Genomic DNA, 23,372 nt, shown 5'->3' on the forward strand with positions numbered 1-23,372 from the left:
CTTACTGCGAATCTCTTTGATATAGTTTTCTGCTGTTTGTTTCTTCTTGGTTTCCATTGTCTTAAAGTTAATTAATCTTTGGAAACACTCCACAAGCTTAGCACCCTATCGGTCCACTTTCAGCTGACGATTTACAATAAACTCGACAACAGAAAAGGTGTAAAAGTTGATTTGATAAGAATACTTAATGCACTTCATAGCTTAAACTTCATTAAAAAGCATAATGGAAATTTACCTAACAAAAAAGAGTTTATGAAAGAAATGGGGGATTTTTTGGGCATTGATCTTACTGGGTATGATGCTGATTTGTCGCAAGCATTTAACGGCGGTAATATTCAAGTTAATATCGGCGTTTTTGAACAAATGAAAGAGTTTACAAAAAATGAAGTATTAAAAAAACTCAAATAGTAAGCAAAAAATGACAATACCCAACATAACCTAATATTAGGTATATAACCGCTTTTGTTGGTTACCGTGAACTTTGAACAAAATTCGAAGCAATGGTAATTATCCAATTAGACAGCGAGCAACTTAGTACGCTCGTGCAAAACGCGGTACGCAAGGCGTTCAGCGAAAGCCCCCAAGACCGGGGCGCATCCCCCACAGATCAATTATTGACCATTCAACAGGCAGCGGCCTTTTTAAGCCTCTCTGTTCCTACGTTGTACGGACTTGTATCTAAGCAAGCCATCCCGGTACACAAGCAAGGGAAAAGGCTTTACTTTATCCAAGCAGAGTTAATGCGATGGATTAAGGAAGGGCGCAAGCTTACTATAACCGAAATTGAAAGCCAGGCGGGTGCTTATTTAACCCGAAAAAAAGGGGGCAAAAATGCTTAATACATTTAATACCCCCGTTAATTCTTTATTACTGCATAACAAAGATAATCAATTTAAGGCACAACTAAAAAAAGGAACAAGGCGCAGGAAGAGCAATTGCCCCCCTTTAAATCAACAAACTTACGTATTAGCATATAGCACCGCTGCAAACAAGGGAGGGCAAGGGTTATGAGTAAAGAACCGAATAATAAACAAGAAACCAACAAGCCTATTATCCCCGAATTTAAGGACGGTATATTTCAAGCTGAATTAGCGAAACACGTAAACGAAATATTAGAACAGGGTAAACCCATCCCGCACGAAGATGTATTAAAGCTATTGATTGAAAGTATTGAGCCGATTGATTTTCAAGTTTTGGCCTACCCTGAAATTGTTGAATTAAGAGTACAACAAATGGAACTTAAAACACTTTTAACAAATCCGGACGGTAGCCAAAATACTGATAAGGAGTTAGAGGCCGAAAGGGAACAGCTTAAAAATATATCAACCCAAATAAAAAAACTCAAGATCACAGAAAAACATCTTTTGATTATATCAATTGAAAATCTTAGGCAATTGACTATTGAAAAAAATTGGGGGCTATGCAAAAACCACGATTTTATTTTTCTGTACAATGGGGCATTTTGGAAAAGTATAGATGAAAAGGAATTTGAAAAGTTTTTAGGGGAAGCCGCTGAAAAAATGGGGGTTGAAAAATATTCGGCACGTTTCTACAATTTCAGGGAACGGCTATTTAAACAATTCCTTGCAACCGAATATCAGGCGGCGCCCATCCCGCCAAAGGACGCTGTTTTTATCAACCTGCAAAACGGAACATTTGATATTACGCCTGATAAAACAAATTTAAGGGATTTTAACCGGGGCGATTTTTTAACGTATCAATTGCCATTTGAATACGATCCAAAAATAAGCGCACCACTTTTTGAAACGTATCTAAATAAAGTTTTACCCGACAAAGAAAAGCAAAGCGTTTTACAGGAGTATTTAGGTTATGTTTTTATACAGCCAAGCACGTTAAAACTTGAAAGAACTTTATTGCTGTATGGATCGGGCGCAAACGGTAAATCTGTTTTCTTTGAAATTGTTAGTGCCTTGTTAGGAAAGGACAATGTTTCAAATTATTCATTACAAAGCCTAACTAATGAAAACGGATATTTCAGGGCGAAACTGGCCAATAAGTTGGTTAATTATGCCAGCGAAATAAACGGCAATCTCGAAACGGCAATTTTTAAGCAATTAGTATCGGGCGAACCTGTAGAAGCCCGTTTGCCATACGGCCAGCCCTTTTCACTTTCAGATTATGCGAAACTGATTTTTAACTGTAATGAGTTACCAAAAGACGTTGAACATACCTTAGCCTACTTCAGGCGGTTTTTAATTATTCATTTTGATATTACCATACCCGAAGCGGAACAGGATAAAAACTTGCATAAAAAAATTATCGAAGCCGAACTTGCGGGGGTATTCAATTGGGCTTTAGATGGCCTTAAAAGACTATTGGAAACAAGGCAATTTACAGACTGCAAAGCGGTTAAAACCGCAAGGGAACAATATGAAAAGCAGTCCGATACCACACAGCTTTTTCTTGAAGAGTTTGGTTATGTTAAAAGTTCAACTTTACGTTGCCTCTTAAAAGATTTGTATATCGCTTACCGGGGCTTTTGTTCGGAGGATGGCTTTAAATGTGTTAATAAAAGCAATTTCAAAAAGCGATTGGCGGCCATTGGAATATCGGTTGAAAAGATAAACGAAGGCAATGTTGTATATGTATCTAAACAAATAGAATAAAAAAAGATGTTCTAACAGCTTCACATTTTTCACTTTTTTCACCACTAACTAAAATGGATCAGTACCGCTACATATTACAAAAAAAAGGTAAAAAGCTGATTTGCCCGGATTGTGGTAAAAAAACCTTTGTTCCTTTTGTTGACACGGCCACCGGGGAACAGTTGCCGGATGATTTTGGGCGTTGCGACCGTGAAGTTAACTGTGCATACTTTTTAAGCCCGTATAAGGAAGGTTTTACTGTTCCGACAGCGAACGGCTATCATTACCCCCGGCCAGCTAAGGAAAGGCCTAAAATGCCAACTTTTGTTAAGGTTGATTTATTGAAACAAACCCGTAAGGCCTATGATGAAAACAACTTTGTAATTTGGTTAAACCAACATTTTGATCCTGGGATCGCGAACCAACTAATTACACGTTATCATATTGGTACTTCTAACCATTGGCCGGGCGCAACAATCTTTTGGCAAATTGATACACAAGGCCGGGTACGATCAGGTAAAATTATGCTTTACAATCCCGCCACCGGGCGCAGGGTAAAACACGAAAAGTACACTTATATAAATTGGGTTCATTCCGTTTTAAAGCTAAAGGATTTTGAATTAAAGCAATGCTTGTTTGGGGAACATCTTTTGAAGCAATACCCGGCCAGCCCGGTCGCAATTGTTGAAAGTGAAAAAACAGCCATTATCGCCAGCGTTTACTTGACCCGCTTTGTTTGGCTGGCCGCTGGCAGCCTATCAAATTTAACGGTTGAAAAATGCCAGCCATTGGCCGGGCGCAAAGTTTACCTGTTCCCCGACCTTAACGGTTATGATAAATGGCAGGAAAAAGCAAATCAAATTTCAAAGTTGATGCCCGGAACATTATTTAAAATTTCGAACTTTTTACAGATCAAAGCACCCGAAGCGGACAAACAAAAAGGTTTAGACCTCGCCGATTATTTGATACGGTTTGATTACAAGGAATTTATCAAATCAGGCGGTGAAAAAAGTGAAAAAAGTGAACCTGAAAAAACAACTTTCAATAACAAGCAGGCTAATTTATCAGATACAATAAACGGCAATAAAACGGCAATTATTGAAAAAAACGATATAAAAACGACATGTTTCAACTCCAATGAGTCTGGGGCGGAAAATTCAAAAAGAAGGATCTTTACCCCGCTTTGGGATATTGCAGAACTTGGAAATTGCTTTAATGGAATACCGTTACCCAGCGAACCTCTAAAAATTAATAGATATACTACGATCAATGATGTTAGAAAGATCATTGACAGCCATATTGAAACCCTAAAAAACAATAATGGCAACCATATTTATACATCCTTTTTTGACAGGTTGATGGAGTTAAAAAGGGTATTAAAAATCAATTAAAACGATAATTAAACGATAATTCAACGACATGGAAACACAAAAAAAGGGTTTACGAAAGTTTACAGAATCAGAAATTAAGATTAATGCAATTCTCGCCTTGGAACAAATAAGCCATGATGATCTTAAGAATTTAACGAAAGAGGAACGGCAAACTTTTAATGGAATTTTGACCGAAAAAATCAACACATTAAAAGATGATGAAAAGGATAAATTGCTATTTCAAATTGAAAATATCTTAAGCAAAAGCATTAAAAATCAACTTTGGGAGAGTAACCACAACGCAATTACCTCAGCAATCGGAAAAGCAATGGCAGAATACGGATGTATGCCAACTTTCAATATAATAGCAGAAAAAACAGGTCTAAGCAGACAAACTGTTCATAAGCATTTAAAAGATTATCGAAACCACCCCCACTACGCAACAAGCATAGAACAGTTTCAATTTATGGCCGCAAAGGTATTGGCCAAAGTTTATACGTTTGCCGTAAACGGAGACATAAGAGCCGCAAAGCTCTATTTTCATATCGTTGGTAACTTTAATGGCCAGCCGGGAAACGGCACGCTTATACAGCAGCAAAACAATTATATTCAAATCAACGGGACTGTATTAAGCCAAGAAAGCGTTAAACAATTAAACCCGGAACAATTGGCACAAATAGAAGGAATTATAAAATTGGCTTTGCCGGAAACGTCTAAGTAATTTCAAAATACAAGCTTTGAGTGACTTTTTACTATAAATTACTATACTTTTTGCCGGGTTACTACTTTACTTAGCTTTATTTTTTAAGGCAATTGTTCAGTATTAAACACGTGCAGGCCTTCTATCAGGTATGCTTAACATAATAGCCTTATAGGACTGTTATACAGCTCACAGCAATCCAAAAACATTGACCGTACTATAAGATGCTATTATGTTAAAGTGTTTAATCCCCGGTTTACAAGATACTCGCTGCATTAAAATAAGGCTTTAAAATGTTTAGGAATTGTCGGGGTTGACTTGTTATCAATTTGAAGTTTTACACCCCACTTATATGCAAATTGTATGCAAATAAAAAAGGCACTTTCCGATTTTACTCGTAAGTGCCTGATTATCAGGTGGGAGTTACTGGGTTCGAACCAGTGACCCTCTGCTTGTAAGGCAGATGCTCTGAACCAGCTGAGCTAAACTCCCTCGTTCGTTTTGGGATTGCAAATATAGGAGTGTGAAACGTTTTCCCAAAATGTTTTTTCAATTTATTAATAAACGCCTCCATTGACACCAAAATGGCATTTTTCCTGTAAATATCCCTCTTGAATAAGGAGATTTCGTGATTTTTCACAAACATAAGAGCTGATTTTATCTTAATCTTTTTACTGTCAGTCTTCAGAATCAGGATGGTGTTTGTGCAATGTTTGCACAAATAAGGCACCCATAACACCAAACATGGTTGCTTACAAAGTATTTATAAGATGAAAGAAGGCCATTGCATAGCCGCCGAACGCAACGATTTTGTTCACTCTTAATTTATATTTTCGATTAGGTTTAAAAGTGCGTTTTAGCATGAATTTCGTGCAAATAGTCTGTGGGTGATTTCTTATAAAGGTTTTTAAAACAGGTACTGAAATATTTAACGTTGTTAAATCCGACTTTGAAAGCAACCTCACTAATAACCGTCTCGCCCGCATCCAGGTATTGTTTCGCGCGTTTGAGCCTCATGTCCCTGATAAATTCGACCGGCGCAAGGTCCGTCAGACTTTTTAGCTTTTTATAAAAAGGCGAGCGGCTCATATTCATCTTGCCGGCAACGTGGTCGATATTAAAATCGGGATCCTCCATTCCTTCCTCAACTATCTTAATGATTTTTTGAAGAAACTCCTCGTCGTGCGATGTGATCACAATATCACTCGGTTTAATATCGTGCATTTGCCTGCCGCTTAATATTGTTTCAAAAAACTTCTTTCGGCGGGCGACAATATTGTCGATAGAAGCCATCAGGAAATTATTATTAAACGGCTTGGCAATATAATAGTCGGCACCGTAATGCAGTCCCTCTATCTGACTTTCGATAGATTGCCGGGCAGATAGTAATATTACAGGAATATGGCTTGTGGCGATATCGTTTTTGAGTTGCTCAAGCATTTGTATCCCGTCCATTTCGGGCATCATAATATCGCTAATGATCAGGTCAGGCATGCTTTGCCGCGCTATCCTCAGCCCCTCCGCTCCGTTTTCGGCAGTGTCCACGCGATACCTCTCACCGATTTCATGGCTTAAAAAGCTACGCATATCTGCATTATCTTCCACAAGCAATACCAGTTGCCCGGCCGGCTCGGCCTGATCGGTTTCGCAGCGCTCGTTTATATTTGCGTCGAAATCTGCTATCGGACCACTTACAATACCGCCGGTCTCCTTTCCGGGATTACCTATGTGATGTAGTTTCAAACGAATACTAACGGTTAGCCCGCCGTTGTTGTTATTAGTGGCCCAAATGGCGCCATGATGGAGTTCGACCATTTCCTTTGACAGGGCCAAGCCAATGCCGGTGCCTTTCTGCTGCTGCTGGTCCCCTTCATAAAAAAGTTTAAAAAGCTCTTCCAGGTTATTTTCAGGGACGCCGCCACCCTCGTCGCTGATGGCAATTGTTACTTGCTGTTGGTCATTATCCGGAAGTATCCCAACCACGATGCTTTTGGACGGAGGTGAAAACTTGAAAGCATTGGCAAGGATATTGTAAATAACGATATCGATCTTGTCCGCGTCAATTTGACAAAAAACCTTATCTGCATTCGCTTTTATGTTCAGAGAAATATTCTTTTCTTCTGCTATATCATTAAAGTATTGGCAAATGTCTTTTATAAAGCCGTTAAGTTCAATCACCTGGTAATTCATTACGGCATTACCGCTTTGCGCCTTGCGAAGGTCCAGCAACTGATTAATGAACCGAACCATCCGGCTGGCGTTTTTTTGGATGATGGTAATATACGACTTGCCTTTTTCGCTTAGGTTTTCTGTCTCCAGGATTGCGCTGATCGGGTTAATGATAAGCGTTAACGGCGTACGCAGTTCGTGAGAAATATTTGTGAAGAACGTTGTTTTTAACTCGGCAAGCTTTTGTTCTATTGCAACACGCTGCCTTAAACGCAACATAGTCAGGGCTGTTTTGCGGATAGCAAACAGGATGCCTGTAAAGAAGATGAGATAGCCAATATATGCCCACCAGGTTGACCATGGCGGCGGCAGAATGGTAATTTGAAGACTTTTGTAGGGGATGTTACTATACAATCCGGTACTGAGACATTTGATTTCGAATTTGTAATTGCCGGGCGGTAAATTAGTGTATGTAGCCCTTTGCAAGCCGCGGCTGCTGTGCCAGGTATTGTCAAATCCTGTGAGGCGATAGCTGTAATTTTGTTTTCCTGTGCTACGATAATCCAAAACTGCATAATCGAAACTGACGGTACTTTGGTTGTGTTTCAGGACGAGGGATTCAAGCCCGTTAACCTGGTGTATCAATGCAGACGAATCGCTTAATTGTGTCAGATCACCGTTGTTCACTTGCAGGTCGGTAAAAACAATTTGCCCCATGATCCGGTGGTCGGTCAACTGTTCAGGATTAAAAGAAAGTAACCCATCCATTGTTCCGAAGACAAGCTCGCCGGTATTCACAGCAACACATGATGATTCGGAAAAAACTGTACGGGGTATGCCATCCGCGCCGTCGTAATTACGAAATAGCCCGCTGTTCGGGTCATACCGTGTGAGGCCATCCTGTGAGGCCAGCCAAATGGCTCCGTTTTGATCTCCGCAGATACTGACGATGTAATCATTAAACAAACCATCACGGGTGGTATAAGCACGAAAGCTGATATTTTTTAAAGGGTCGCTGCCGGTAGCCCGGCTCAAACCACCCCCTGACGTACCCAGCCACATAATATCCGAATTATCCTTGTATATGTACTGAATATCATTGTTGCCAAGGCTTGTAGGGTCGCCGGGGACTTTGCTGTATGTTTTAGCACTGAACTGTGCCCTGTTGAGATCAGCCTTTATAACTAACAGGCCATCCGTGGTAGCAGCCCAAATATTACCAGCACCATCGAGCGTAAGTTTCCTTATTTTATGAAATAGTTCGCCACGTAGGCCTGGTAACAATTCATTCTGGTGTATAAAACGAAAGGTTGTACCATCAGGTATCATCAGATCTATGCCACCATCGTAACTTCCCACCCATACCCGCCCCTTGAGGTCGGTTATAACCGTGTAGATCTCATTGCTGCTGATACTCCTGTTATCATCAGGGAGGTGGCTGAAATGGGTCAACCTGAATGAAGTCTCGTTTTTATCAACAGGCTCTGCTTTAAACAAGCCGTTGTTTTTTGTTCCGAGCCACACAGTACCGTCGGGCTGGGGCATAATGGTATAAACCTGTCCCAATCCGTCGGGTGGCTCGTTTACAAAAAGCTTTGAAATAGTCTTACCATTTACAATGAGATAGAGCTTATTATTTTTTGTACCGGCCCATAAACGGTTCTTATGATCAACCGCGAGGCCCCTGATATCATTTTCCGACTTGAACCAACCCTGGTTCTCGGGCTGGAAATGATGAAAGTCATTTGCCTGGAAAGTCAATTTTTCGAGCCCCCGTTCATCGGTGGTTAACCAAAGTACTCCGGACGGGTCATAGAAAAGGTTTAACACATTGTTGGAGAACTTCCTGTGGGCATCGTGCGGATCGTTGAAAAAGTAAGCAATACTGTCATTTTTTTCATCGTAATAACCAAAGCCTCCTCTTTTCATGCTGACCCACACATACCCATCCCGATCTTCAAATACAAAATAGTGATCGGTTGAGTATTTGGAATTGACGTCGGTTTGTTGGTGATAGGTGCTAAGTTTCCGGCGCTTCGGATCATAACGTAATATTCCCTTCGTCTCGGGTTCAATCCATACTGCCCCTTTGCTATCCTCAAACAATGCACATACGCCCTCAGCACTTTTTGCTACCATTTTTGATTCAAGGTTTTGCAGGTCGAATTGGTATAATGCGCCTGATGCGGACGAGATATAAAGAACCCTATTTACGTGAGAAAGGAGCAGCTTGTTTAAGTGATCATTGGCAATTTCGCTATTACTGGTTATTCCTGATATTTTGTTCCGCAGGTAAAGCTTACCATCCCCTGTGGCCGCATACAAGTTCCGGCCATCTTCGGCTATATCTGTAAATCCGGGGCCCTCGATCCGGCATTTGGGATCAGACCGGTAAACACTTTTTTCATTTTTTTTAATGCAGGCCAGGCCTTTATCCGTACCCACCCAATATTGTCCGTTTTGGTCGCGATAAAAAAAACTGATCTTATTGGAAGGCAGATTATATTCAGGAGCGGCGCCGCTTTTAAACCGGACATAGGTGGCCGGGGCCCTGTAAACATCAGGAAAATATAATATACCTTCTGTTGTTGATTGCAACCAAAGCTCGTGAACGTTGGCTGCAAGTATTTTTAAAAACTTTAGTCGCGGACGATCTTTTGGCGGGAACACTGAGGACAGTGGGAAAAGTTGCCCGATAGCTTTTGTAAAGTTGAATATCTGGCTGTCGTAGGCTTTTAGCCAAAGATGATCATTGTCGCCCTCAACAATAGCATCAATACGGTCACTTTTAAGCGGAGACTTATCTCCGGGGAAAGATTTGTATGAAATAAACCGGGTGCCGTCAAAACGGTTTATCCCATCCCAGGTGGACAGCCACATAAATCCCTCCCTATCTTTCATGAAGGAGGTGATTGCAACATGGGACATCCCGTCGGCAGTAGAATAGTGGGTTACAGTGGCTTTAGGCTGAGCCAGGCTATTTAATGCCATAAAGCATATTGCCCATAACATCTTCACCCTCTTCTCAAATATCATAACCTAAAACTAACACTTTTTAATGATCAAATAATAAACAACCTTTAACCGGCATATTAAATGTTTTTTGGCGTTTTATATAGACATCGGACTTATTTTAAAATGGTAAGCGCCGACGCGGCAGCGCCATAGTTAAATTGAGCAATCTGGCCGGGTGCCTTAAAGTCCACACCGCGCAGCGATATATTGCTTGCAGCCGGCCCATTGATGTCCATCAGGAATTTTGGTTCACCAATTGCCTTTAACCTATCAAAGTGAATGTTCGAACTATTCTCGATATTGACCAATGTTGTTACATTTTTACATTCAAGGGTTACATTTTTAAGGTCGATCTTGTCGGCATCAATAATATCGGCGCCCTGGCCGGCTTTTATCGTTACATTCTCCAGGTGGATGTTGGCGATGCGCATTTCGGGTAAACCCCGGATAAGCATTGCTCTTTCGGCACCTTCACAGGTGAGGTTACTGATATAAAAATTTCTGAATTGCGGGGTACCTTCGTTCACCGGAGGTTTCTCTTCAATCCCGTTGGTTTGGGCTAACGTGGGCGCGTTTGCAAAATAATACATATCAAAAAGAATAGCATCGTGTTGGATATTGCGCATCACGATGTTCCGGATAAAGATATTCTCGACGATGCCGCCCCGGCCGCGTACCGTTTTAAAGCGCAACCCGTTATCGGTGCCGATGAAAGTGCAATCTGATACGAAGATATCATGCACACCGCCCGACATTTCGCTGCCGATTACAAAGCCACCGTGCGCGCTATACACCGTATTGTTTGTTATAACCATATTCCGGGTAGCTTTACCCACTTTCCTTCCCTCTTCGTCTTTACCTGATTTGATACAGATACCGTCATCGCCGGCGTCGATTGTACAATTAGTAACCTTGACATTTGAACATGATTCGATATCCATGGCATCACCGTTTTGCGCGTTCCAGGCATTTTTAACGTGCACGCCATCAAATGTCAGGTCTTCGCATTGTAGTGTGTGGAGGCACCATGCCGGCGAGTTTTCAAAAGTCGCGTTTTGAAGCAGTACCTTTTTGCAATTAACAAGAACCAATAAATTAGGCCGGAAAAAATCCTTTATCGGAGCATAATCCTCCAGTCGCTTACCGGGTTCAATCTTACCTGCGTTCTTTAATTTTAAGCCGTCGGCATAGCTTTTTGAGGGGTACCACGTCGTTCCTTCATTATTCAATAAGCCGCCCGAACTGACAAGGGCCTTCCATTCGTTTTCGGTCGTATAATCTTTTGACATGGCCCGCCATACCTCGCCATGCCCGTCAATGATACCCGTTCCGGTAATGGCGATATTGGTCAGGTCGGTCCCTGAAATGGGCGACTGATTCCTGATGGCTTTACGCCCCTCGAAGTTTCCTTCGATGAGTTCATATTGTGATTTATTGGCGGTGAACTGCAAAAGAGCACCGCGGCTGACAAATAAATTGACATTGTTTTTCAACACGACCGGACCGGTCATCCACATTCCGGCGGGGATAAGCACCACACCACCGCCATGATCGCTGCAGGCCGTGATTGCGGCGTTGATACTTTTAGTGTTTATAGTGAGATAGTCTGGCTTCGCTCCGAAACTAACGATGTTGAAAGTGTCGGGTTTAAACGAAGGAACTGCTATTCGGGGCAGGTTATCCCAGGAATAACCGCTGTTTTTAACTTGCGAAAATACAGCCCCGGAGGCAAGTAAAATGAAGCACAAACAGGTAAACATCTTTTTTTTACACATCGCGAGTATTGCTTTTGTTGTTAAAAATCACCAGTTCATAAATTCCTGCCGATAGGTTTTACTTAAACGATTTTGCACTCAGAGCCGCGATCAGGAAATGCCGGCAAGCACCATTTTTAAGAACTTGCGCTGCCCATTTACGATCAGAATCCCGAAAATTGGTTTTTATAACCGGTGTATTACAAACCTATAGCGGAGTAGCTAAATAGGGGTATAAAAATTGATTGATTTTGTTTAAAATTTGTTTTTTAAGCGAAATATACCCATCGACCGAGCGCCGACGGGGAACAATCAATGAAGATTAAAAATCTGCTTCTCATTTCCCGCAGTGATCTGGCCCGGGAATACACAAAGGAAAAAGCGCCATTTTTGGACTCTTTAGACCAAAAATTGAACCCACTTCGCGGATTGTAGCGGTATTTTTGTTAACCATCAATTATACCTGCGGATTGCTCCGATTCAAATCTATCCTGATAAAAATGACCTCTAAATTGAAAGTACAGGGATATCCCATCATCAAAAATATCTGTTCGATGATCCTGTTGACTATCGCGGTTACCGCGCATGCTCAAAATCACGATTCGGTGCTGCCGCTTTCGGCAAACAATTGGTCTGTCTGGCTCGATACAGCTGCAAATTGGCAAAATGACAAGCTTTACCCCGCGCCTGTAGACATTAAAGCTTTACCTGTTAATCTTCCTACAGGGGGGTGGCCAGCGCTGAATAATAAAGCAGCCAAAGTGGTGCACTTGCCTGCAACCGTAGAGGAATATTTTTGGGGCGTGAACGGAAGCGCGTTCGGCGTTTCGGGCAATTACCTGGGTGTTTCCTGGTTCTCCACTAAAGTGCCTGTACCTGCAGGATTTAAAGGCGGGCGTACTGTACTCAAATTTGAAAGTGTGCGGTTTCGCGCAGAAGTATTTGTCAATAAAAAACTCGTCGGTTATGACCTGGTCAACAGCACGCCTTTTGAAGTCGATGTTACATCAGCAATTGTGCCGGGAGCATTGAACGATATTGCTGTGAGAATAACAGATCCCAATGGCAATTTTGACTGGCGCGACAGCCAGAACTTTATGTGGGGCGACTACCGTACCCAGCCCAGTCATGGTTTTGGAGGTATTACCGGTAAAGTGAGTATGGAGAATACCGGTCTGCAATATGTGAGCGATGTTTTTGTAAAAAACAAACCTAAGCCAAACGAAATTGATGTTGAAGTGACCGGCTCGAACCTGACGGGCAAAAAAGCGGAAGGGAATTTTCAATTAGAGGTTAGAGAAAATACGTCCGGAAAAGTCGTCTATTCCAAAACCTATGCTACCGAATTGCTGCCGGGCGAAAACCTCAAAACCTACACCCTAAACCTGCCGGATGCACAATTGTGGGATACAGAACATCCCAACTTGTATAGATTGACCACCACCTGGCTCGGGGCTTCCGGTAGCCGGGACGTGTTCGAGCGTCGTTTCGGCTTTCGTTGGTTTGAGATAAGGCATGTAGATGGCGACGAACAATTTTACCTGAACGGTAAACGTATTGTTTTGCGCACCTCGATTTCGTGGGGGTTTTGGCCGCTTAATGGCATCGCACCTTCTGATGAACTGGCCAGAAAGCAGGTTGCAGATGCCAAACGGTTGGGACTTAATATGCTGAATTTTCACCGCGACATAGGCCAAACCAATGTACTGGATGCCGCCGACGAAATGGGATTACTTTATTTTGAAGAGCCGGGCGGCAATCAATACCCCGAAAATCTTTTCAATCCAAAAAATGATTTAGAGAAAAAGCAAACGGATTTCTACATCGCGGTTCGTAATGAAAAATTCTTCAGGATGATACGGCGCGACCGGAGCCACCCCTCGCTCATTATATATAATATGCATAACGAAAGAGGCGCGCAACCTCAACAGTTAGACAAAGCTGAAATGCGGGCGGGTCATCAACTGGACCCAACACGCATTATGACCTATAATTCGTCGAACGGCAATATAAAGCTGAACGAGCCCGACCCCAAGTTTAAACTGCACCTGTTGCCGTTTGACAGCACATTTTATGATTACGGATGGTTTGACCAGCACCATGCCGGTGGGCCGGGAACCTATCATGATAACTTATATAATAATCCCGAAAGCTATGCTAAGTATACTGATCACAAAAACGAGATTATTTATTATGGCGAGGAAGGCGCCATTGGCACCCCGCCGAGATTACAGCTTATCCGTGATGAGATTTTGAGAACCGGTAAAGACCGCGGCTGGGAAACCGATACCTATTTGAAATGGTATGATGCTTATGACCAATTCCTTAAAAAAAATGGTTTCTCGAAGGCATTTCCTAATGTAGACAGCCTGACGAGAAAGATGGGCAACGTGGCTTATTATTACCAGGGCCGGATAATAGAGAACGTGCGTATGAATAACATTATAGATGGATACGCTATTAATGGCTGGGAGAGTATGAAGCAAGAAGATCATTCGGGCATGGTAGATGATTACCGCAACCTGAAAGGCGATCCGGACCTGATTGCCAGATACAACCGCCCGCTTTACCTTGCCGTTAAGCTTAACCACAAAGTTGTTGCAACCGGCGATACGGTAACGGCCGATCTGTTTATTGTAAACGAAAAGGACGTAAAGGGGCCTGCGGAAGTACAATTACAGGTTAAGGATGCAAACGGGGCAGTTTACTACACAACCAAGCAGCCGGTTAACATTACAGGCGGCGCTGTATACGGACAATTGTTGACACGTGGAATCAAATTTGCCGTGCTAAAAAAAGGTTATACATCGGTCGTGGCTTTTTTGACACAAGAGCAGAGGGCTGTGACTATGGGAGAGGATGAGGTATACGCGGTAAGTGTTGATACCAAAGGCATTTCGGAAAATTTGGTGGTTGCCGATACCAGCGGTGCGTTATCAAACTATCTGCGATCTGTGAATATTCCGTTCAGAACCTACAAATCAGGGAGGCCGCAGGGGCAAGTAATGGTTGTTGGCGCATTTGATCCGCAGCAAACCGGCAACCCGCTGGTAACCGACTTACTGGAATGGGTAAACAATGGCAACACCTTGGTTATTGCAGCAAATGCCGAAAAATGGGCAACCTACCTCGCAAAAAAAGAAGTGATAGACTTTAGAGGGATTCAGGTAATAGGCACCAGTTGGTACGGGGGTAATTATTTTGTAAAGGATAGTAAGCTATTTAATGGTTTGCCGCAAAACTGCGTGTTCAATTGGGAATACCAGTGCCTGGCAACCTATAATAAGGCGCGCATTGGCATGCGCATGGAAAGCGGTGAAACTATTGTAGGATGTGTTAGCGACCATAAGCAGGAAGTGTATTCGGCACTTAGTGTGATCCCGCTGGGAAGAGGCAAGATCATATTGAGCGCCCTCGACATTTTATCGTGCATCAAAACGTATAAGGCAGAAAAGAAGGCCGAGGGCGATGGAGAAAATGCCGCTATGAATAGTTTTAATGTGGCTACCGGCAACCCTGCGAATGTTGTGGGGCAGCAATTATTGTTGAATATGTTAAAAGGCTATTAACCGACAAATGATGCGGGCAAATTTCAAAAACTAATCCTATATGTTGAAGAATTAAGGAAAAGTGGTAACCATTTATGATATTGCAGCTGAATTGGGCTTGTCAACTTCGACAGTCAGTCGGTCGCTCAATAATTCCAACGATGTAAACAAAAAAACACAGAAAAGAGTACTGGATGCCTCGTGCAAAATGGGCTATACGTCCAACCTTCTTGCCAGCGGCCTGCGCAATCGTCGCAGTAATACAATCGGTGTCATCATCCCGAGGCTGAACAGCGCGTTTATGTCGGGTGCCATTGCAGGTATCGAAAATATAATCAATCAGGCCGGTTATAATCTTGTCATCAGCCAATCGCTGGAAAATGTAGGCAGGGAGGTTAGTTGTACTGAATCTATGCTGAGCAACAGGGTAGCAGGTTTAATTGTGTCGCTGGCAGGAGACATCGGGTCATCTGATCATTTCGAATCTTTTGAAAAGCATGGCGTTCCCGTCGTGTTTTTTGATAGGGTGTACGACAATGAAAAATACCTGAATATCCAAATCGATAATTTTAAAGCGGCTTATACCATTACAGATCATTTGGCTAAACAAGGGTGCAGGGAAATTATCCATATTACCGCCAACCGCCTACATACGGTATATCAACATCGGGTGAACGGGTACCTTCGTGCATTAGAAAATAATGGCATAGCGTTCAACGAGAAAATGTTGATCAAATGTGATCTGAGCGACGCAGCCGGAAAGACTGTTGCAAAACAAATATTATCGATGGGGTCAAGGCCGGATGGCATATTCTCCGCGAATGATGTATGTGCTATAGGCTGCATGACCGAATTAAAAAAATCGGGCATCAGTATTCCCAAAGATATTGCAGTAGCAGGATTTAATGATGATCCTGATTGTTGTTTAATTGAACCAAACCTCACAACGATTGGCTATGACGCGTTCGGTATGGGTGAATTATCGGCAAGAGTGATGCTCGAACAGCTGTCGGATTCATTCGCAATCCCCGCGCGTTACAGTGTGTTTATGCCATATCATGTTATAATTCGGGAATCAACAAAAAAAGAAAAGATCGGGTTGCTGCAGTTTAACGCTATCTGATGCTTTTGCTTTAGGACTCTTCATTTATATAGCCTATTCAACAGCATTGGCATATATGCTTTAATCAAATCAATTTTTGAACCTTTTGAACCAGAATTTAATCCCGCCGCAAGAGCACGTCGCTTAGATTTGCTTTACAATATAACCGATTGTCTTGACGGCTTTAGCAACTATCGCTGGATGTTACATAGTAATAAACCAATTATTAACCTTGCCGGCAAATACCAAATTACCGACGCTTAAATTCTAACAATTATGAGAAAAACTCTACTTTTTCCAATGCCGTATTTTGTGTGGTATTTTTTCAATGCGCAACCGCGAACCCGGTCAATTTTGGGCACCAGCCAATAACAGTTACGGAGATTGAACCATCGCTGATGACTACAATATTTTAGTAAACTCAAAATATCCTGAGCTAACGGGTTGGTGTCATCAACACTCCAGGCTGCCAAACCGTATTTATGAACCTTTATAAACCTACATTAATTATGAATTTTTTTAATCAATTGTTATTCGACGCCAAGCACTGGCGGGAAAAAAAGCCATTTGTTAATCAACGCTTTTTGCTCAGTATCGCTTTTGTACTGATCATGGCCTCGCAGGTGTTTGCACAACCGGCAGATAAAACTGTTAGTGGTACAGTTCGCGATGAGAGCGGATTAGCCTTGCCGGGCGTTAATGTGAGCCTTAAAGGCACAACTACCGCTACTGCCACCGACACTAAGGGCCACTATGCTCTAAAAATTAAAGGTACTGACGGTACGTTGGTATTTTCTTTTATAGGATATGCCACCACCGAAGTGAAGATCGGTGGCCTTGCAACTATTGACATCACACTAAAAGACGACCAAAAAAACCTTAACGAGGTTGTTGTTATCGGGTATCAAACCGTTAAAAAACGGGACCTGACCGGCTCTGTGGCCTCCGTTAGCGGAAAAGATATTGCGGCAGTACCCGTTCCGAACATTGCAACAGCCATGCAGGGAAAATTACCAGGCGTGGCCATCACTTCACAGGATGGCCGCCCGGGTGGAAACATTAACATCCGTGTACGCGGCGGAACTTCTATAAGCCAAGGCAACCAGCCTTTGATACTTATTGATGGGGTTCCGGGCAATTTAAATGATATCCCGGGTGATCAGGTAGAAAGCGTTGACGTGTTAAAAGACGCCTCTGCCGAAGCCATCTATGGGTCGCGCGGAGCTAACGGCGTAGTTTTGATCACTACAAAATCGGGCAAAGCAGGCAAAACCAGCGTGAGCTATAATGGCTATGTTAAAATCAATACCCCGGCTAAATATATGCAACAATTAGATCCTTACGACTATTTGAAATATGTATGGGCCAATGCAGCCGCCAACGGTGCTGCGTATCAAACTCCGTTTGAGCAATTGTACGGACTGGGGGCAAACTCAGGCAAAAATACCGGAGGAATTGAAAGCTATAATGGATTGCCAACGGCCGACATGCAACAGCAGGTTTATAAAAAATCAGTCTCGTGGAACCACGCCTTAACCATATCCGGAGGTACTGACCAAACAAAAATATTGTTCTCGGCTACCTATAGCGACGACGAAGGGATGAAGATACAGTCCTATCAGCGGCGCGCGACCGCGGCATTTAAACTGAGTCAAAAATTGACGAAGAATGTTACGTTCGATCTTAATACCCGTTACGCCAATACTCCCACCCTTGACGATGAAGGTACAACCAGCGGCAGCGGATCTATATTATCGTCTGCTTATCGCTTCCGTCCTATTGCCACGAACAACATTTTAGGCGATTTGACCGCGTTGACCGCAAGCAATAACATATCGCAGTATGGTAAAAACGCACTATGGGATAATTACAGCCCAGCTTCGCGTGCTGCCGATTACGATCCGCTTTCAACTTCATCAAACTTTGTAGGCCTGGCATCTTTAAACTGGGTAATTATAAAAGGATTGACCTATCATACCGATTATACCATGAACGGATCATGGACACAGCGCAAATACTGGTCGGGCGCTATTTATAATGGTTATATTAATGATGTTACCGGCACTGTATTATACGCGGGTAATGTTGATTACCGCAAAAACGATAGCTGGGGTTTGCGCTGGGCAAATACCTTAGCCTATGAATTTAACATCAATAAGGACAATAAATTCAATGTAATAGCAGGTACTGAAGTTTCCAATTCAGGTGGTACCGGTATCTCCATACAAGCCAATCACTTTCCTTCAAATTTTACAGAAGCAACGGCTTTTGCCCAGGTGAACCAATATGATCCAACAGCAGGTACGGCCTCGTTTTCTTCCAGTGTGAGTTTCCCGGACCGTCTTGACTCGTACTTTGGCCGAATGCTTTATTCTTACAAGGACAAGTATTTATTTACCGTAACATTTCGTGCAGATGGTTCTTCCAAATTTACAGCAGGCAACCGCTGGGGATATTTCCCTGCGGCGGCTTTTGCATGGAGGGCATCTGACGAATCTTTTATGAAAAATGTTAGCTGGGTTGATGATCTTAAACTCAGGGCATCTTTTGGTGAGGTGGGGAATAATAATATTGCTGCAGGTTTATACGCCCAAACCTGGGGTGCCGTAACGGATCCAAGATCGCAGTATGATATCAACCACACTCTTCTCCCGGCATATCAGCTATCTACCCCTTCTACTTTGGCCAATCCACTTTTAAAATGGGAAACCACTATTACCCGGGATATCGGGCCTGATTTCACATTATTTCACGGGAAATTGTCGGGCACGGTCGATGTATATTGGAATACTACCAAAGATTTGCTGCTGAATACCACCATCCCCTCAATCACCGGCTTTAGCAATACTCTTGCCAACGTGGGGCAAACAAGTAATAGGGGTATAGAGATATCGCTTTTGGGTACAGTTTATAAAAACAAAGACTGGAAAGTTACCGCCGGTGGCAACATCAATTTCAACAGGAACAAAGTAGATCAGCTTTCGAGCAACGTAAACCCTCTTTACGGGTCGGCCTGGGCTGGATCGGCACAATACCCGGCTTCCGATTATATTCTGACAGCCGGCCAACCCGTTGGCTTGATACGCGGCTTAACCTACATCGGTACTTATACCCCCGCCGACTTTAATTACAACAATGGCTTGTATACCCTGAAACAAGGCGTTCCCGATGTTAGCAGCGCTATCGCTGGTGTAATGCATGGCCTGGTAACCGGAACAGACCGGCCTACAGGTCAAAATGCTTATCCGGGAATGGCTAAGTATGCCGATTTGAATGGTGACGGTAAGATTGACGACAACGATTTGAGTGTGATAGGAAATACCACACCGAAATTTACAGGCGGTTTTAATATCAATGTAAGCTATAAAAACTTCGACCTTGGCCTAAACTTTAATTATAGCGTTGGTAATGCTATTTACAATGCCAATAAGCTGGCGTCGCTATATGGCCCAAAAGAAGGTGGTGTTTATGAAAACAAACTGGCCATTTTAGACAACGCCTATAAAATTTACAATGTTGTGGGCGGGCAGCTTGTGCGGTTAACAACCCCCGACCAGTTAAATGCAGCAAACGCGGATGCTACTTTGCCTTTAGCCTATAGCGAAACTGCTGTTACCTCGACACTGGGTATTGAAAGCGGTTCGTTCCTTCGCTTAAATACGGCCACTATAGGGTATACCTTTCCTAAGAGTGTGTTGTCAAAAATTGGTGTAAGCAGCCTGCGTGTATATGGCAGTGTTTATAACTTGTTTACCATTACGGGCTATAGCGGGCTTGATCCGGAAGTTGGTGTTAATGATAACGCGAATAGTTCCATTTATCCTACCACCGGCCTTGACTTTGGTGCTTACCCACGTGCACGGTCGTTTATAATGGGCGTAAACCTTAATTTTTAACAGTTAAAACACAATAAGAAATGAAAACATTTAAAAAATACATAGTAGCAATTGCCTTGTGTTTGGCTTTTACTAATTGTAATAAAAATTATCTGAATGTGACGTCGCCATCCAATGTGGATGATAGCTTTGTTACATCCACAACTACAGAAACGTTTAAATCACTGTCGTGGTGTTATGCAAATTATCGTCAAAATTGTATTATGTCGACTTACAGGTGGAATGATCCTGTAGGGTCGGATGCGGAATATTATCCGGAGTCGGGGTCCACTAATAACCTGAACGCCCAATTACATACCGACTTATTACCGGTTGACTATGCCACACCAGGGTTTACAGCACTTTATCAAACGCTTGCGCTGGCCAAAAGGTTGGCCAACATTATTGCTACAAAACCGGCTTACCTGGCTGATGTAGCTGCCAACAGAACTTCTGATTGGACCCAGCTATATGGCGAAGCAACAACCATGTGGGCATTCTGTTATTTTGAATTGATACAACATTTTGGCGATGTGCCGTATGGCTATGAAAATACTGTTGTAACTAATTATTCACTGTCGTCGCGTTTTGATATCTATGATAATTTGATCAGCGCCTTGCAAAAAGGAGAACCCCTGATGTATCCGATAGGGACCGGCAATATAGGGCCCGACCGCATGTCGAGATCATTTTGTGACGCATTGATAGGCGAGCTGGCCTTGTTTTCGGGAGGTTATCAAACCATACGTACCGATATGCCTAATTTATACGGAAGTGTGACTTTTACCCAAATAGGAAATACAGCCAACAAATGTGTATATGCCCGCCGTACTGATTATCTCAAGTATTACGGGGTAGCTAAAACCTGGTTTTTGAATGCAATTAGTAATTCAGGTACCGCACATTTAATTATAACAGACACGCGGACTACGTCCAACAATCCTTTCCAGCGTCATTTTCAATATTTTCACGATTTGCAGGTGAGCCCCGAATCGTTATTGGAAATTGGCAATATACAGGGCGGCACGTTAACTACCACGAGCGAATATCCATATGCTTTTGGCAGGCCGTCAGATGGCGGCAGCTCTAACGCCGCGCCTTGCAAAACCTTCGACGCACTGCGTATTATCCCCACTGTTTATTATGGCGAATATGACAAAGCTGATCACCGGAGGGATGTGAGTGCAACGGTTACCGCAAGTAATGGCGATGGTAATGAGAAGATGGTAACTTTCGTTCCGGGCAGTAAAAGCGCCGGCGGTATTGCCACAAACAAATGGGACGAGAACCGCATGAGCCCCCCATATGTAGCTGCTCAACGTAACTCGGGTATGAATTGGCCCATACTGAGAATGGCAGATGTGATTTTATTGTTAGCCGAAGTTAAAGCCGAATTGGGCGACGGTGACGCCATTACTTACCTTAACCAGGTTAGAGCAAGGGCGTTTGGTAATACAAACCATAACCTGGCGGTAACAGGGCAAGCGTTAAAAGATGCCATTTACGAAGAACGTAAATTGGAATTACTGGGAGAAGGCCAGCGCCGTTGGGACATGATCCGTTCCGGTACTTTTTCTACCAGGGCTATCGCTGTTCAACAGGATATGGCGGCTTTAGTGGCCGATCTTAAAGCCCAGGGATACCATGTGTTTGCTAATGGTAATGTAATGTCAAACTATATCTGGATAAAAAAGGTTGCGTTAACTAATCCGTTAACTTACGATTGCGCCTCCACAGATACCCTCACTAACTTTGCCGCTTATCCCGCATGGCGTGGCCAGTACAACTACAGCACACTTGCCGCTGTGAGCGCTAAGGTAGTAGGCACCACTCATAACGTCGCTATACAGGGCTTGTTTAACTATATAGATCCGGCCGGCCCGGTAGCTGGCTCGTTGGTAAGTCAGGGGTACATCAAAACAAATTGGGGGATTGACCTGGTTAATAATTATACCATCTACCAACAGAACATCCTCTCGGGCATCTCGACAGCTAACGATCCGCCGAGATATTATTATGCACTCCCGTCTACAATTATCAGCCAATCGAATGGTGCTATTGTAAACGGTTATGGATTGCCGAATCAATAAATAATACAACCATCGTTCGTCATTTCGGCGATCAGTGCATTAAATGTATAAATAGAGGCCTTGTCGGAATACTGACAAGGCCTTTTTGCTGTCGGCCTGACAAATTCAGCGTGCTATTTAGAAATGTGGGTGGGTAAGTGTTTGCTTTAAGGCCCAAAATGCGTGTACGATGGAGAATAGGTACAAAAACTGATTGAAACCCGACTTTTACAAACCGGGTTGGAAATAGTGCTACATCATACCATTTTGTGATGATTACGATCAAACGTCAGGCTCAGTTGTCGGATAGTTTTATAAGCAAAAAAGCGGTTTTTCTATGATACGTTCGCGAAATGCAAACGTTGCAAACAAAGTTGAACGAAATGATGGCGCGGGACCAGCACCACCGCCAGTTGTTGTTTACTGCACGTCCGGTTAAAAAATCAACAGCACCTTTTTTACTATCCTCACCGCCACTTTATTACTAAATATTTACAGGGCGCGTTTTGGCTGTTGCCGATGCCGTGCAGTTCGTTGCTGTTCATGAGGCACAGGTCGCCGGGGGAGGCTTTAAATGTTTTTCCGTTAACAGTTGATTCAATTTCGCCTTGCAGCACCAAAATCAACTCAGTATCCAAATGGGTATGGGCGGCGTGGCTGGGGCCTTTGCTTTTTAGCTCGGTAAGGTGTACCTCCAGGTTGTCCAGCATAGCGGTTGGCCGTTCAAAATACCGGATGCCCCCACCCTGTTCCGTAGCAACGTATTTTAAAGAATCGGCATTGAGCATGAGCGGCCCGCCTGCTTTTGCCGAGCGGTCCATATCCATCGGTTTTTTGGAGCGGAACATCAATACGTAGTAGGTCAATTGCCCATTGCCTATGTTTTCCAAAGCCTGGTCTTCGTGCGGAGGTATCAATACGATACTGCCGGCACCTAAAACGCGGCTTTTTGTGCCCATAGTGAATTTCATCGTCCCCTCTTTAATGTAAATCAGTTCTTCGATGTCGGTTTGTGCATGCGACGGTCGGGGCGCCGTGCCTTTAAACTGGGTGCTGGCATGTATCTCGAAATAACTAAACTCGGAGGTGGTGCCTTCCATAAATCTTCGACCTTCACGGCCTTCGCTTTTTGTTACCGGCACATCGGCCAAATGATAAACGCCC

Annotated in this window: 12 protein-coding genes and 1 tRNA gene; 9 read left to right on the forward strand and 4 right to left on the reverse strand. The window is 43.1% G+C overall.

Features of this window, described 5'->3' with window-relative positions:
* Window positions 1-78 precede the first annotated feature (78 nt).
* The 5 genes from QZX97_RS02270 to QZX97_RS02290 all read left to right on the forward strand — a co-directional run bounded on the left by QZX97_RS02270 (window position 79) and on the right by QZX97_RS02290 (window position 4,697).
* Window positions 79-408: a hypothetical protein gene (locus tag QZX97_RS02270; RefSeq protein ID WP_295648255.1), complete on the forward strand. Its 330-nt coding sequence runs from the start codon at window positions 79-81 to the stop codon at window positions 406-408.
* A 92-nt stretch (window positions 409-500) separates the two neighbouring features.
* Window positions 501-839 carry a helix-turn-helix domain-containing protein gene (locus QZX97_RS02275; protein ID WP_295648253.1) on the forward strand — a complete coding sequence of 113 codons (339 nt, stop codon included), beginning with the start codon at window positions 501-503 and terminating at the stop codon, window positions 837-839.
* A gap of 168 nt (window positions 840-1,007) precedes the next feature.
* Window positions 1,008-2,627 carry a phage/plasmid primase, P4 family gene (locus QZX97_RS02280; RefSeq protein WP_295648250.1) on the forward strand — a complete coding sequence of 540 codons (1,620 nt, stop codon included), beginning with the start codon at window positions 1,008-1,010 and terminating at the stop codon, window positions 2,625-2,627.
* 53 nt (window positions 2,628-2,680) lie between these two features.
* On the forward strand, window positions 2,681-3,997 hold the full coding sequence (locus tag QZX97_RS02285; protein ID WP_295664110.1) for a DUF6371 domain-containing protein: 1,317 nt from the start codon (window positions 2,681-2,683) through the stop codon (window positions 3,995-3,997).
* 28 nt (window positions 3,998-4,025) lie between these two features.
* Complete coding sequence (locus tag QZX97_RS02290; RefSeq protein WP_295649161.1) at window positions 4,026-4,697, forward strand: hypothetical protein; 672 nt, start codon at window positions 4,026-4,028, stop codon at window positions 4,695-4,697.
* 396 nt (window positions 4,698-5,093) lie between these two features.
* Here QZX97_RS02290 and QZX97_RS02295 read toward each other — a convergent pair.
* From QZX97_RS02295 to QZX97_RS02305, 3 genes are all read right to left on the reverse strand, one after another.
* Window positions 5,094-5,168 (reverse strand) — tRNA-Val (locus QZX97_RS02295).
* Between the two features lie 351 nt (window positions 5,169-5,519).
* Complete coding sequence (locus QZX97_RS02300; protein ID WP_295649164.1) at window positions 5,520-9,836, reverse strand: two-component regulator propeller domain-containing protein; 4,317 nt, start codon at window positions 9,834-9,836, stop codon at window positions 5,520-5,522.
* Between the two features lie 137 nt (window positions 9,837-9,973).
* Complete coding sequence (locus QZX97_RS02305; RefSeq protein WP_295664113.1) at window positions 9,974-11,608, reverse strand: glycoside hydrolase family 28 protein; 1,635 nt, start codon at window positions 11,606-11,608, stop codon at window positions 9,974-9,976.
* Between the two features lie 506 nt (window positions 11,609-12,114).
* Between QZX97_RS02305 and QZX97_RS02310 the strand changes: the two genes are divergently transcribed.
* From QZX97_RS02310 to QZX97_RS02325, 4 genes are all read left to right on the forward strand, one after another.
* On the forward strand, window positions 12,115-15,183 hold the full coding sequence (locus QZX97_RS02310) for a sugar-binding domain-containing protein (RefSeq protein WP_295649169.1): 3,069 nt from the start codon (window positions 12,115-12,117) through the stop codon (window positions 15,181-15,183).
* 61 nt (window positions 15,184-15,244) lie between these two features.
* Window positions 15,245-16,285: a LacI family DNA-binding transcriptional regulator gene (locus QZX97_RS02315; protein WP_295649172.1), complete on the forward strand. Its 1,041-nt coding sequence runs from the start codon at window positions 15,245-15,247 to the stop codon at window positions 16,283-16,285.
* Between the two features lie 488 nt (window positions 16,286-16,773).
* Entirely contained in the window at window positions 16,774-20,160 is a 3,387-nt protein-coding gene (locus QZX97_RS02320) for a TonB-dependent receptor (RefSeq protein ID WP_295649177.1), read from the forward strand.
* A gap of 20 nt (window positions 20,161-20,180) precedes the next feature.
* Window positions 20,181-22,229 (forward strand): RagB/SusD family nutrient uptake outer membrane protein, encoded by a 2,049-nt coding sequence (locus QZX97_RS02325; RefSeq protein ID WP_295649179.1) that lies wholly within the window; start codon window positions 20,181-20,183, stop codon window positions 22,227-22,229.
* A gap of 446 nt (window positions 22,230-22,675) precedes the next feature.
* Here the strand turns inward: QZX97_RS02325 and QZX97_RS02330 are convergent.
* On the reverse strand, window positions 22,676-23,372 hold a 697-nt coding region (locus QZX97_RS02330; RefSeq protein WP_295649181.1), incomplete at its 5' end, for a cupin domain-containing protein.

Origin of the sequence: uncultured Mucilaginibacter sp. (assembly GCF_903893715.1) — a bacterium.
Taxonomy (GTDB): domain Bacteria; phylum Bacteroidota; class Bacteroidia; order Sphingobacteriales; family Sphingobacteriaceae; genus Mucilaginibacter.

Coding starts and splice junctions, on each gene's coding strand:
- QZX97_RS02285 (WP_295664110.1), top strand. CDS start 2,681: ATGGATCAGTACCGCTACATATTACAAAAAAAAGGTAAAAAGCTGATT.
- QZX97_RS02290 (WP_295649161.1), top strand. CDS start 4,026: ATGGAAACACAAAAAAAGGGTTTACGAAAGTTTACAGAATCAGAAATT.
- QZX97_RS02325 (WP_295649179.1), top strand. CDS start 20,181: ATGAAAACATTTAAAAAATACATAGTAGCAATTGCCTTGTGTTTGGCT.
- QZX97_RS02320 (WP_295649177.1), top strand. CDS start 16,774: ATGAATTTTTTTAATCAATTGTTATTCGACGCCAAGCACTGGCGGGAA.
- QZX97_RS02300 (WP_295649164.1), bottom strand. CDS start 9,836: ATGGCATTAAATAGCCTGGCTCAGCCTAAAGCCACTGTAACCCACTAT.
- QZX97_RS02275 (WP_295648253.1), top strand. CDS start 501: ATGGTAATTATCCAATTAGACAGCGAGCAACTTAGTACGCTCGTGCAA.
- QZX97_RS02280 (WP_295648250.1), top strand. CDS start 1,008: ATGAGTAAAGAACCGAATAATAAACAAGAAACCAACAAGCCTATTATC.
- QZX97_RS02310 (WP_295649169.1), top strand. CDS start 12,115: ATGACCTCTAAATTGAAAGTACAGGGATATCCCATCATCAAAAATATC.